The organism is Marinomonas dokdonensis (genome assembly GCF_052747885.1).
Map to the genome: position 1 here is coordinate 320,140 of NZ_JBRAND010000002.1, position 13,252 is coordinate 333,391.

Annotated in this window: 12 protein-coding genes; 10 read left to right on the plus strand and 2 right to left on the minus strand. The window is 45.8% G+C overall.

What is annotated here, in order from left to right; genetic code table 11:
• Positions 1–35: 35 nt before the first annotated feature.
• The 5 genes from serC to rpsA all read left to right on the plus strand — a co-directional run bounded on the left by serC (position 36) and on the right by rpsA (position 7,030).
• The gene (gene serC, locus ACUM5Y_RS05970) at positions 36–1,115 is read left to right on the plus strand and encodes a 3-phosphoserine/phosphohydroxythreonine transaminase (RefSeq protein ID WP_445975958.1); all 1,080 of its coding nucleotides are present in this window, start codon (positions 36–38) and stop codon (positions 1,113–1,115) included.
• 5 nt (positions 1,116–1,120) lie between these two features.
• Positions 1,121–2,239, plus strand: a complete 1,119-nt coding sequence (gene pheA / locus ACUM5Y_RS05975) for a prephenate dehydratase (RefSeq protein WP_445975959.1) — start codon at positions 1,121–1,123, stop codon at positions 2,237–2,239.
• A gap of 23 nt (positions 2,240–2,262) precedes the next feature.
• Positions 2,263–4,482, plus strand: coding sequence for a carboxyvinyltransferase (locus ACUM5Y_RS05980; RefSeq protein ID WP_445975960.1), 2,220 nt, complete (start codon positions 2,263–2,265; stop codon positions 4,480–4,482).
• A gap of 18 nt (positions 4,483–4,500) precedes the next feature.
• Positions 4,501–5,184, plus strand: a complete 684-nt coding sequence (cmk, locus tag ACUM5Y_RS05985) for a (d)CMP kinase (protein ID WP_445975961.1) — start codon at positions 4,501–4,503, stop codon at positions 5,182–5,184.
• A gap of 163 nt (positions 5,185–5,347) precedes the next feature.
• On the plus strand, positions 5,348–7,030 hold the full coding sequence (rpsA, locus tag ACUM5Y_RS05990; protein WP_445975962.1) for a 30S ribosomal protein S1: 1,683 nt from the start codon (positions 5,348–5,350) through the stop codon (positions 7,028–7,030).
• Between the two features lie 145 nt (positions 7,031–7,175).
• On the opposite strand, the gene ACUM5Y_RS05995 is transcribed toward rpsA, so the two are convergent.
• Entirely contained in the window at positions 7,176–7,451 is a 276-nt protein-coding gene (locus tag ACUM5Y_RS05995; RefSeq protein ID WP_445975963.1) for a hypothetical protein, read from the minus strand.
• Between the two features lie 231 nt (positions 7,452–7,682).
• On the opposite strand from ACUM5Y_RS05995, the gene ACUM5Y_RS06000 reads away from it, so the two are divergent.
• Positions 7,683–9,584, plus strand: a complete 1,902-nt coding sequence (locus ACUM5Y_RS06000) for a PhoX family protein (RefSeq protein WP_445975964.1) — start codon at positions 7,683–7,685, stop codon at positions 9,582–9,584.
• Between the two features lie 51 nt (positions 9,585–9,635).
• Here ACUM5Y_RS06000 and tsaA read toward each other — a convergent pair whose 3' ends face one another.
• Positions 9,636–10,361 (minus strand): tRNA (N6-threonylcarbamoyladenosine(37)-N6)-methyltransferase TrmO, encoded by a 726-nt coding sequence (gene tsaA, locus ACUM5Y_RS06005; protein WP_445975965.1) that lies wholly within the window; start codon positions 10,359–10,361, stop codon positions 9,636–9,638.
• A 118-nt stretch (positions 10,362–10,479) separates the two neighbouring features.
• On the opposite strand from tsaA, the gene ACUM5Y_RS06010 reads away from it, so the two are divergent.
• Genes ACUM5Y_RS06010 through rlmH form a run of 4 tightly spaced genes read left to right on the plus strand, consistent with a single transcriptional unit; the run spans position 10,480 to position 13,252 of the window.
• Positions 10,480–11,739, plus strand: coding sequence for a glutamate-5-semialdehyde dehydrogenase (locus ACUM5Y_RS06010; RefSeq protein WP_445975966.1), 1,260 nt, complete (start codon positions 10,480–10,482; stop codon positions 11,737–11,739).
• 16 nt (positions 11,740–11,755) lie between these two features.
• On the plus strand, positions 11,756–12,406 hold the full coding sequence (nadD, locus tag ACUM5Y_RS06015; RefSeq protein WP_445975967.1) for a nicotinate-nucleotide adenylyltransferase: 651 nt from the start codon (positions 11,756–11,758) through the stop codon (positions 12,404–12,406).
• A 14-nt stretch (positions 12,407–12,420) separates the two neighbouring features.
• Positions 12,421–12,774, plus strand: coding sequence for a ribosome silencing factor (gene rsfS, locus ACUM5Y_RS06020; RefSeq protein WP_445975968.1), 354 nt, complete (start codon positions 12,421–12,423; stop codon positions 12,772–12,774).
• Positions 12,775–12,784: 10 nt separating this feature from the next.
• Positions 12,785–13,252 (plus strand): 23S rRNA (pseudouridine(1915)-N(3))-methyltransferase RlmH, encoded by a 468-nt coding sequence (rlmH, locus tag ACUM5Y_RS06025; protein WP_445975969.1) that lies wholly within the window; start codon positions 12,785–12,787, stop codon positions 13,250–13,252.

Genomic DNA, 13,252 nt, shown 5'->3' on the forward strand with positions numbered 1-13,252 from the left:
GATATGGGTCTTAAATAGTAGAGGAATTAAGCGGCATGAGCCGAGTATATAATTTTTGTTCTGGTCCAGCGGCGCTTCCTGAAGCGGTATTGAAAAAAGCCCAAGCCGAGTTGTTAGACTGGCATGGTACAGGCACTTCCGTGATGGAAATGAGTCATCGCAGTGCTGAATTTATGTCTATCCTAGCGTCCTGTAAGGCACGTTTAAGTCGTTTGTTGGATATCCCTGAAAACTACGAAGTCTTGTTTGTACAGGGCGGTGCATCGACATTATTTGCCCAAATCCCTGCTAACCTTGCCAACGGCTTTGAATCAGCCTGCTACCTTGATACCGGTACCTGGTCAGCGAAAGCCATTAAAGAAGCGCAAAAATACCTAAAAGTCGATGTGGTTGGCTCTTCTAAAGAAGGTGGTTACCTTACGGTGCCTGACATTCCAGCTGATGCTCTAAACGCTAACGCGGCTTACTTGCACATTACCCCTAATGAAACCATTGGCGGGGTGGAGTTTGACCACTTGCCTGAGACGGATTTGCCGATTGTTGCGGATTTATCATCGACTATTTTATCCCGCAAAATTGATGTCAGTAAGTATGGCTTGATCTACGCTGGCGCGCAGAAAAATGTCGGCCCTGCTGGTGTGGTCATTGTGATTGTTCGCAAAGACTTGTTAGAACGCAGCTCTGACGATTTGCCGAGCACTTGGAACTTTGCCAACTTGGCGAAGAATGATTCCATGATTAACACACCACCTACTTTTGCTATTTATCTAGCAGACCTAGTGTTTGAGTGGCTAGAAGCTCAGGGTGGCGTTGCGGCCATCGAAAAAGTGAATGAGCACAAAGCCCAATTGCTGTATGACTTTATTGATCAAAGTGCTTTCTACTCCAACCCAATTGATGTGGCCTATCGTTCACGTATGAATGTGCCCTTCATCTTGGCGGACGAGTCTTTAGAGGCCACATTCTTGGCTGAATCTGAGGCGGCTGGCTTGCGTACTCTGGCTGGGCATCGCTCAGTGGGTGGTATGCGTGCCAGTATTTACAATGCTATGCCACTAGAAGGTGTGCAGGCGTTGATCGCATTTATGAAAGCCTTTGAAGAAAAACACGGATAACGAGTATGTCAGATTCTACAAATAAGGTGCCGCAAACCTTGCCTTTATTGCGAGATCGTATCGACGCGATTGACTCGCAAATTCAGTCTTTGATCAACGAACGCGCCCGCTGTGCTGAAAAGGTAGCGGAAGTGAAAATGGCGGATCAAGGAGACACGGCGGTGTTTTATCGCCCAGAGCGTGAAGCGCAAGTTTTGCGTCGTGTGATGGAGCGAAATGAAGGACCATTGGGTAACGAAGAAATGGCGAAAATCTTTCGTCAAATCATGTCTTCTTGCTTAGCGCTTGAAAAGCCTATGCGCATTGCTTTCTTAGGGCCTGAAGGTACCTTCACTCAGCAAGCGGCTTTGAAGCATTTTGGTAAGTCTATTGTTAGTGCACCTATGGCGGCAATTGATGAAGTTTTCCGCGAAGTAGAATCTGGCGCTGCCAACTATGGGGTAGTACCTGTCGAAAACTCTACCGAAGGGGTGGTAAACCACACTCTCGATAGCTTCCGTGACTCGAAACTAAAAATTTGTGGTGAGGTGGAAGTTCGCATTCACCATCACTTGCTTGTGAGCCCAAATGTACGCTCAGAAGATGTCACCCATATCTACTCTCACCAGCAGTCGTTGGCCCAGTGCCGTGCTTGGTTAGACCGCTACTGGCCCCATGCAGAGCGCATTGCAGTGAGCTCGAATGCGGAGGCCGCTAGATTGGCGGCAGAAGCAGGGCTTGCTGGACGTGCTGTTGCAGCCATTGCGGGTGAAGTGGCAAGTGAGTTGTATGGTTTGATTGCCGTTTCAGCCAACATAGAAGATCGACCTGATAACACTACTCGTTTCTTGATTGTGGGTAATCAAGATGTGCCTGCCAGCGGTAAAGATAAAACCTCTTTGTTGATCAGTGCGAAAAACGAACCGGGTGCCCTTTACAATCTGTTGGAAGCTTTTCAACGCCAAGGGGTGGACATGACGCGCTTGGAAACACGCCCATCTTTGATGAGCCGTTGGGGGTACATCTTCTATATCGATTTCCTCGGGCATCATCAAGATCCTTTGAGCCGTGCCGTGATTGAAGATTTGCAGAGTAAAGCTTCAGAAGTCAAAGTGCTGGGTTCTTATCCTGTTGCTGTGTTGTAACGAGCTGACTGGCTTTCGGTGAGATGTATAAAAGGGTTGATGATTCGGTGAATAAGTTTGGCAATGTCATGATCATAGGTCTTGGCATGATTGGTGGGTCCTTCGCAAAAGCGCTTAAAGATAAAGGTCTTGCTACCTTATATGGTGTTGATCGACGCAAAGGTGAGTTGGCGTTAGGTGTGTCCACTGGCGTAATTGATTATCCTGCCGAGCTGACGGCCGAGTTCGTTTCTAAAATGGATGTGATTATGCTCGCCACACCTGTGCGTGCCATGGCCTCTGTTTTAGCGGAATTAAAACCCTTGCTGTCTGCCACGACCTTGTTGACGGATGCTGGCTCGACCAAAGGCAGTGTGGTGGCCTCGGCCCAGGAAGTTTTTGGTGAAGTGCCAAACAACTTTATCCCCGGTCATCCCATTGCTGGGGCTGAAAAAAGCGGTGTATTAGCAGCCAACCCAAAACTTTTTGAAAATCACATGGCCATAGTGACTCCGCTGGTGGACAGCGACCCAGTGTTGCTAGATCGTCTGCATCAGTTATGGACAGCCGTTGGTGCGGATGTGGTCAGTATGGATGTGGATCATCATGATCATGTGCTGGCATCGTCCAGTCATTTGCCACATTTATTGGCTTACACCTTGGTAGATTCCTTGGCGAATAGTGAACGCAGCCAGGATGTCTTTAAGTTTGCGGCAGGTGGCTTTAGAGATTTTACCCGCATCGCCTCCAGTGACCCGGTGATGTGGCGCGATGTTTTTATGGCCAATAAAGACGCTACTTTAGCGGCCCTTGATCAGTTTACGGCACGCCTTGCCGATATGCGCCAAGCAATTGAAGAGGGTGACGGTGCGACTATGTTTGGTGTGTTTACCCGAGCAAAATCTGCCCGCGATCATTTTTTACGTCTATTAGAGCAAAGAACCGTGGGTTTGGCTCAAGATACTCGCCCAGTCTCTGTAACGGTGGCTTCCGCCTCGGCCATTAAAGGCAAAGTTTATTTGCAAGGTGACAGATCTTTGTCACATAAAGCCATTACAATGGCGGCCCTCGCTCAGGGGGTTAGCAATATCGATAACATTGAACTGTCTGGTGAAGTGCGTATAACGCTGCAAGCTTTCCGCGACATGGGCGTGGTGATCGAGGAGTTGGCGAGTGATCGATTGCGTATCCATGGGGTTGGTTTACGTGGCTTAAAAGCGCCAATTGCGCCGATTAATGTCCATACCTCGGTGGAGAGTTTAGCCATTATGGTGCCCGTACTGGCGGGGCAAGATTTCTCTGCGGTGATCAGTGCTGAGCAAGGTTTATTAACTCAGCCACAACCCGAGCTTATAGCCTTAGCAAGAAGTATGGGTAAGTGGGTTGAGTCGGCGGACGCGGATTGTCTGCCATTACGTTTTTCGCCGAATCCATCGGTTCAAAGCGATAAGGTAAGTGCTGAGCTTACGAGTAATGGTGCTTTTTCTGTGTTGCTGGCAGATTTGTATAACGCCGCTTCAGGCGCACCTTTGTCTACTCAAGGTGCTTTGACGCAAGCGGATACCTTGCTACTTGAAAGCTTTGCTGGCGCGACAACAGAAGAATTGGATAAATCATGTTTGCCGCAAGAATTAATAGGGCAGAATCTTGTCTTACCAGCGGATCTTGATCAAAGTGCATTTTTGGCCTTGTTAGCGACTTTATCCCCAGGTTCTGATTTGCTGATTGAGAACGTGGCAAGCCATGAATTAGAAGTGGGCTTTTTGGGTTTTATGCGCTCAATTGGCGCTAATATTGTTAAGCAAGAAAATAGTACAGACGTCCTTGGTTGTCAGTCTGTGGCGGTGAGTTTTACCGCCTTGAAAGGTTTTGTGGTAACACCTGAACAAAGTAAGGCCATGGCGAATAGTTTGCCTTTGTTATGCGCAGCAGCGGTATATGCTCAAGGTGACACCTGTATTCAAGGGATTAATTTACTACCTTATTACTGTGAAGATCGTATTTTAGCTTTGGTAGATGCCTTGGATCATATGCAGGTGAGCTGCTCATACGCGAATGGCGAGTTGAACATTTCTGGAGGCGTGCCCCAAGGTGGTGAGCTGGATTGTGCAGGGGATGTTCCCATGGCTTTAGCCATGTTGGTTTTAGGTGTTCGCAGTCGTCAAACCACAAGAGTGAACGACTGTCAGAAATTACTAGAAGAATTTAATGGGTTAGAACGTGTCGCCATGCAGTTAGGTTTTCACTGCACAGTGACACAGTAGATTTTAAGAGGAAAAAATATGTTAAACCAAGCCCCGGTGATTGCGATTGATGGTCCAAGTGGAGCCGGTAAGGGGACAGTAAGTCAATTATTGGCTGAAAAACTCGGTTGGCACATTCTGGATAGCGGCGCATTGTACCGTCTTTTGGCATTGGCTGTATCCCATCACGGTATGGACAACGAAGATGTGGATACTTTAAAAGTATTGGCTGAGCATTTAGATATTCAATTTCAGCCAACGGCTGATAATAAAGTTGAAATTATTTTAGAAGGTGAAGCGGTTACTCAAGCTATTCGTACCGAAGAAGTGGGTAACAGCGCATCAAAATTGGCGGCTATTCCTGAAGTGCGCGAAGGCTTGCTGTTGCGTCAGCGTGACTTTGCCCAGCAGCCAGGCTTGGTAGCGGATGGTCGTGATATGGGAACCGTCGTGTTTCCTGATGCACCGATTAAAGTCTTCCTAACAGCTTCTGCTGAAGAGCGTGCACAGCGTCGCATGCAACAATTGCAGCAGAAAGGGGAAGCTGTTAATCTTGAGGAACTTGTTAAAATTATCAAAGAAAGAGATGAGCGCGATGCTAACCGTAGCGTTGCCCCTCTAGTGCCAGCTGCTGGTGCCTTGGTAATAGACAGTACAGATCTCACAATAGAGCAGGTTGTCGATATGGTTTTTGCTGAAACAGTAAAGGCCGGTTTCGCATAGCCTGTTCTTTTTTGCGTGAAATTTGTGCTAGAATGAGCGAAATTTTTTCAAAGTCGGTGAAGAGTCAGCAGGTCTTCATCGCAACATTTATAAAATTGACCCGCATTTGCTGACAATGTGGTTATGGCTTAGATCTTTTTAAGCCAACTATATAGGAAATACAATGACTCAAAGCTTCGCAGAACTGTTTGAAGAAAGCCTGTTAACCGTCGAAATGGCGCCAGGTTCTATTGTTACTGGTATTGTTGTTGATATCGACAGCGAGTGGGTAACTGTTCATGCAGGTCTTAAATCTGAAGGCGTAATTCCTCGTTCTCAGTTCCTAACGGAAAGTGGTGAGTTCAACGTTAACATCGGTGACGAAGTTAAAGTTGCACTTGATGCTGTTGAAGATGGCTTCGGTGAGACTAAATTGTCTCGCGAGAAAGCGAAACGTGCTGAAACTTGGGCTGTTCTTGAGAAAGCCTACGAAGAAAGCGCCATCGTTCACGGTGTTATCAACGGTAAAGTGAAAGGTGGTTTCACAGTTGATATCGCAAATATCCGTGCTTTCTTGCCTGGTTCTTTGGTAGATGTTCGCCCAATCCGCGACACTTCTCACCTAGAAGGTGTGGATCTAGAGTTCAAACTTATCAAGCTTGATCAAAAACGTAACAACGTTGTTGTATCTCGTCGTGCCGTTATGGAAGCGACTAACAGCGCTGAACGTGAAACACTACTTGCTTCTCTTGAAGAGGGTCAAGAAGTTAAAGGTATCGTTAAGAACCTTACTGATTACGGTGCGTTCGTTGATCTTGGTGGTGTTGATGGTCTTCTACACATCACTGACATGGCTTGGAAACGCATCAAGCACCCAAGCGAAATCATTGCTGTTGGCGATGAAATCGACGTTAAAGTACTTAAGTTTGACCGCGAGCGTAACCGTGTGTCTCTAGGTCTTAAGCAATTGGGTGAAGATCCATGGGTAGCTATTAAAGCTCGTTACCCAGAAGGTACTAAAGTAACGGCTAAAGTTACTAACTTGACTGATTACGGTTGCTTCGCAGAGCTTGAAGAAGGCGTAGAAGGTCTAGTACACGTATCTGAAATGGATTGGACTAACAAAAACATCCACCCATCTAAAGTTGTTCAGATCGGTGATGAAGTTGAAGTTATGATCCTAGACATCGATGAAGAGCGTCGTCGTATTTCTTTGGGTATCAAGCAATGTACTATGAACCCATGGGAAGAGTTTGCTACTTCTTTCAACAAAGGCGACAAGATCTCTGGCGCAATCAAGTCTATCACTGACTTTGGTGTGTTCATCGGTCTTGACGGCGGTATCGACGGTCTTGTTCACCTATCTGACCTATCTTGGGACGAAGCAGGCGAAGAAGCAGTACGTCAATACAAGAAAGGCGATATGCTTGAAACAGTTGTATTGTCTATCGATGCTGAACGTGAGCGTATCTCTCTTGGCGTTAAACAGCTTGAGGAAGATCCATTCCTAGCTTACGTTGCTGAGAATGATAAAGGTGCTGTTGTTACTGGTACTGTTTCTTCTGTTGATGCAAAAGCAGCGGTTGTTGTTCTTGCTGAAGGCGTTGAAGCGACATTGAAAGTATCTGAAATCAGCCGCGAGCGTACTGAAGATGCAAGTGCTGTATTGAAAGAAGGTGACAGTGTTGAAGCTGCGATCATCAATGTTGATCGTAAAGCACGCACAATCGCTCTTTCTATCAAGCAGAAAGATGCAACTGAAGAAAAAGCTGCGATGAAGTCTCACTCTGAGAAACAGCAAACTGAAGCGAACGGTCCTACCACTATCGGTGATTTGATCAAAGCTCAGCTAGAAAACCAAAACTAAGTTTAGGTTTTTAAATGTGTTGTAAAAAGCGGGCCTTGGCCCGCTTTTTTTTGTCTTTTTTTTATATCAAGTGATCTCAAACGATTGACAGAAAAACTATACATATAACATGTGGATAACCATGGGTATAGGCTTGGTGTATGTTCTATCTTAACGACTTTAATAGACTTTGAATGTCGTTTTCATCCCATTCAGTTTTTTCTATTAACAGTTTAAGTTCTTCATTTTTATGAAGGTTTTCCAGATTTTTCTGAAATTTCGCAAAGTGCAAATCTTTGATGAGCCGTTCGTCTTCAGGTGAGCGATAAAGAGGCTTTTGGCTGCTGTAGGTTTCTTTTTGTTCTGGCTTGTTTTCAGTTTTGCTGGGGGTGCTTAAGCGGCTGACTTTGCGATAAGTGTCCAAAAATTGTTTTTTGTTCATAATAATACTGGCCAGTCAAAAATGGTTAAGAGCACTAATAGGTTAGGAGCTTTACAGCGAGATTACCAGTGTCTTAGCTGTCTTAATAGCGTCATGAAATTGTCTTAACGCCATCATCTAAATGTAATGAAAGCTTGGCTTAATAACCCTACTTTAAAAACATCATTGGTGCGCTTGTGGAAAGGTAAGCCAATGTTTATTGATGACAATTTAAGACTTGAGGATATTGCGATGCCAGTTAAGCAGGATCAAGTGCTTGGTTTTGATGAGCACGATGAATTAGTAAGACCCGCGCCAGAGATGGTGGAATTTGAAGAAACCGCTAATCGTATGGTTTCTCGCCGTGGCTTTTTGTCAGGTGGTGCTGCTGTGGGGGCTTCCGCTTTTGTAATGGGCTCTACAACACTTGCTGCCAGTAAAGCGTTGGCGGGTGAAGAGATGAAGATGTCTCGTTTGGCATTTGATATGGTCAAAGCCAATGCAGAAGACACAGTAACCGTTCCTGCTGGTTACAAGTGGGATATCTTGGCTTCTTGGGGCGAGCCAATGTTTTCGAATGCACCAGCTTTTGATTCAGCAACTGGTGGTACGGGTGCTTCTCAAGAAATGGCTTTCGGTGACCATTGTGATGGTATGGCGTTATTTTCGCACCACGGTCGTCAGATTCTATGTGTAAACAATGAATACACTAACCTTAAAACCCTACATGCTAACCGCACTGACGGCGTGCCTACTTCTGCGGATGATATTCGTAAAAGTAAAGCAGCCCATGGTGTGAGTGTCGTAGAGATTGCTCGTGCAAATGGCAAGTGGGCGATTGTAAAAGACTCTGAATACAACCGTCGTATTACAGCAGATACCGAAATGGACATTACAGGTCCTGCTCGTGGTCATGATTTGATGAAGACCAAAGCAGACCCTAAAGGTGTGCTTGCGAAAGGTACTTGGAACAACTGTGGAAATGGTCAGACACCTTGGGGCACTTACCTAACCTGTGAAGAGAACTTTAATGGTTACTTCTCTTCAACGAATGACAATGCGCCGCTAACACCACAAATGAAGCGTTACGGTATCAGTCATAAGGATTGGGGATACAAATGGGCAATGGCAGATGCGCGTTTTGATATTTCTAAAGATCCACAAGAGCCAAACCGCTTTGGTTACATTGTTGAGATTGACCCATTAAACCCTGCTGCGCGCCCGAAAAAGCGTACCGCATTGGGTCGTTTTAAGCATGAGAATGCAGAAGTAGAAGTAGCGGCAAATGGTCATGTGGTTGTTTACCTTGGTGATGATGAGCGTGGTGAGTTCTTGTACCGTTTTGTTTCTAAACACAAGTTTGTTGTGGGTGGGGATAACAGTGAATTGTTGGAAGAAGGTACGCTTTATGTGGCGAAATTCTTCGATAACAACACAGGTATGTGGATCGCACTGACGCCAGAATCTACTGGTATGACCGAAGCTGAAATTGCCATTTATACTCGTTTAGCGGCTTCTAAAGTAGGTGCGACCACCATGGATCGCCCAGAGTGGGTTGCTTCTAACCCAGCTAAAGTGGAAGTCTACTGTGCTCTAACAAACAATAAAAACCGTGGTGTTAAACCTAATGCGGGTGGTGATGAAACACCGCCACAGGGCCCAAACCCACGTGTTAATAACAATTTTGGTCAAATCGTTCGCTGGCGTCCAGAGAACCAAGATCATACCTCTGTCAACTTCTCTTGGGACTTGTTTGTCTTGGCGGGTAACCCAGCGGTTTATGATGATGCCAATGCAGGTTCAAGCAATGTTAACAAAGACAATATGTTCAACTCACCAGATGGTTTGAAGTTTGATAAAAACGGTCTGCTATGGATCCAAACAGATGGTAATTACTCAAACGCGAAAGGTTTTGAGGGTCAGGGTAATAACCAAATGTTGGTAGCTGATCCTGAGACTGGTGAAATTAAGCGCTTCTTGGTAGGACCAAAAGAGTGTGAAATCACCGGTGCTGCTTGGAGTCCTGATCGCACTACTATGTTTATTAGTGTTCAGCATCCAGGTGAAAAAGGCAATTCTCACTGGCCTAATGGCGGCACACCACGTTCAAGTGTGATCGCGATCTCACGCGAAGATGGTGAAATCATCGGCTAATCGCTTACTTTAGTGATAAAAAAGGCACCCTAGGGTGCCTTTTTTATTGGCCTATGCAGGGTTTAAAGCAAGTATTTCAAGGTGCTCTTTTCTTGCACACCACTTAATATCCAAGTTCCATAATAGGGTGCCATGTTCTCTATCGAGTTGCTCTTTAAGATAAGAGGGGCGGGGGTCTTGTCCGATGACCTGTTCAATTAAGTCTTTAATGTTTCTATTGTGTTGTTGTTTGTAAGACTCACATTGCTCTAGTGCTAACGCCGAAAAAAATACGGGTTTGGTTTCAGTGGCTTCAGGGGCAAAGCCACCTGTTGCATCCGGTAGGCTGTCTGCATAGGGCAGATAAGGCTTGATGTCTAAAATGGGGGTGCCATCTAATAAATCAGCACCATGTAGATCAATGAAGACTCTTTTGTCTTGTTGGTGTATTTTGCCCAGCTTTATCACGGATAAACCTATCGGGTTAGGTCGATGGGTTGCACGTGTTGCAAACACTCCGACCTTTTTCTTTCCGCCCAATCTTGGTGGGCGCACTTTTGCCTTCCATTGTTCAGATAAACAAGCGTGAAAAATAAATTGCACCCAAATATGGGAGAAGCCTTCGAGGCCGTCCAGTGTATCTAGTCTGTTATACGGAGGGAGGAGTTCTATATAAGCGGTGGCTTGGGTTACTAAGCCGGGTTGTCTTGGTATGCCAAACTTTTCTTTATAGCAAGAGTGAACCTTGCCAATAACGGTCAAGTTGAAAGTATTTTGTAAACTTGAGGAGGCAACCATTTTACGCGAATCTACACTAAATCAATAAAAATAATATGTTAGTATACTGGCAAAGTAAGGCAGTCTGCGACTGTTTTGCATTCACAATGTGTTGTTTAACTTTGTTAGAGATCAAACTATGTCTTTAGAGTCCTATATGAATCAAATTGGTCAGCAGGCTAGAGCGGCGTCTCGCCTACTTGCTAAAGCTTCCACTGCGCAAAAAAATGCTGCGCTAATGGCAATGGCAGAAGCCTTAGAAGCTGAGCGACCTCGTTTGATAGCAGAAAACTCTAAAGACATGGAAAACGGCCGCGCCAAGGGTTTGGATGCAGCATTATTGGACCGTTTGTTACTAAATGATGCCCGTATTGATGGCATGATTGAAGGACTTAAACAGGTCGCTACTTTACCAGACCCAATTGGTGAAATTTCCAACATGGTGTTTTTGCCTTCTGGCATTCAGCGCGGTCAAATGCGTGTGCCATTAGGTGTGGTAGGTATCATTTATGAGTCACGACCAAATGTGACCATAGATGCGGCCAGTCTTTGTCTTAAATCCGGTAATGCCACAATATTACGTGGTGGTTCTGAGGCCTTTCATTCCAACCATGCCATCGCTCAAGCTGTGGGTAAAGGTTTGGAAAAAGCAGGCTTACCGAGTGATGCAGTACAGGTGCTTAACACCACAGACAGGGAAGCGGTGAGTAAGCTTATTGGCATGCCTGAATATGTTGATGTGATCGTGCCACGCGGTGGTAAGGGTTTGATTGAGCGTATTAGCCGTGACGCCAAAGTTCCTGTTATTAAACATCTTGATGGCAATTGCCATGTGTACATTGATGACGAAGCTGATATGGAAAAGGCTTTCAGAATTGCTGTAAACGCTAAAACTCGACGTTATGGCGTATGTAATGCCATGGAGTCTTTACTGATACATCAAGAGGTTGATAAGCAAGAAATCGCTAAACTGATTACCGCCTTCGAAGAAAAAGGTGTGACCTTAGTAGGTTGTGCCCAAGCCCAGCAATTTGCCGATAGCATTGGTGTTGCCACTGAAGAAGACTGGTACACAGAATATCATGCGCCAAAACTGTCTATCAAAGTGGTATCCAGTATGGATGAAGCCATTGCCCATATTAATAAGTATGGCTCTCATCATACCGACGCTATAGTGTCCCAGAACTACAGCAAAACCCGAGCCTTTATGACAGAAGTGGATTCTGCGTCCGTTATGGTGAATGCATCTACCTCGTTTGCGGATGGTTTTGAGTATGGCTTTGGGGCTGAGATTGGTATCTCTACCGACAAAATTCATGCCCGTGGTCCAGTGGGGCTGATTGGTTTGACCAGCCAAAAATACATAGTGTTTGGGGACGGTCATACCCGTGACAACTGAGTTGCATAAGCCACTTATGGGTCACAAAAAAACGTCCGGCGTGGCGATTATGGGAGGGACCTTTGATCCTATCCATAATGGCCACTTACGCACAGCGGTAGAAATACTCGATCGTTATGGTTTTGCTCAGCTGCGTTTGATTCCGTGTTACCAGCCAGTTCATAAGAATCAGCCGAGTGTGTCTGCACAGCAACGCTTGGACATGGTGGAAATGGCAGTGTCTAGTGATGAGCGGTTAACGGTGGATCGCCGTGAAATAATACGCACAGGTCCGAGTTACTCGTTAGATACTCTGCGCTCTATTAGGGAAGAAATAGGTGAAACCGAGCCCTTGGTCATGGTGTTAGGGATGGACAGCTTTTTGTCTTTACCGACCTGGCATGGTTGGCAAGAGCTGATCAAGTATGCCCATATCTTTGTGGTCTCAAGGCCCGGTTGGGAGCCAGACCTAATTAGTGAGCTTAGTGAGTTCTGTGAAAACTATCGTGCCGCTTCGCCGCATGAGTTACAATGCGCGCCCGCAGGTCTGGTCTGCTTAGAAACACTAACACCTTTAGGGATTTCTTCTAGTTTGATCCGCTCTTTATGTCGCCAGCAAGCGTCGATTGCGTATTTATTACCAGAGCCCGTGCAAACATACATACAGAAACATCAATTATACCAATAGGAAAACGTATTTATATGAGTCAACCAAACCTCACAGCGGATCAAATCTTAGCCTTGGCTGTCGAATCACTAGAAGATGTGAAAGGTGACAAGATCACTGTTTTAAATGTGAGTAATCATACTGACATGATGGACTTTATGGTGATCTGTACGGGTACTTCGAAACGCCACGTACAGGGCCTTGGACAAAATGTTGTTGAGCACCTTAAGCAAAATGGTCTGCAACCTCTAGGTGCAGAAGGGCGCGGTACCGCAAGCGACTGGATCTTGATTGACCTTCACGATGTGGTTGTTCACGTAATGACGGAAGAAGCGCGTGCTTTCTACGACCTAGAGAAATTGTGGGATATCAAACCTGAAGTTTTATAAGGTTATCTAGATGCGTGTTCGTTTAATAGCAGTCGGCAGTAAAATGCCCAAGTGGGTAACACAGGGCTATGATGATTATGCCAAGCGCCTGCCGAAAGATTTCAGCTTAGAGCTGATTGAAATTCCTATGGCGCCTCGTGGCAAGAATGCCGACATTGCCAAAGCGATTCGAAAAGAAGGGGATGCCATGTTAGAGGCTATCCCAGATGGCGATAAAGTCATCGCCATGGAAGTGTTAGGCAAAGAGTGGTCCACCGAACAGTTAGCCGACCAAGCTGAGCAGTGGCGCATGGAAGGCTTTAATGTCAGCTTATTGGTGGGTGGCCCGGATGGCCTTGACCCAAGGTGTACGGCACGCGCCGATCAGGCTTGGTCTTTATCTCGCTTAACCTTGCCACACCCTATGGTACGCATCATTTTGGCTGAGCAGATCTACCGTGCTTGGACACTTATGAACAATCACCCGTATCACAGATAA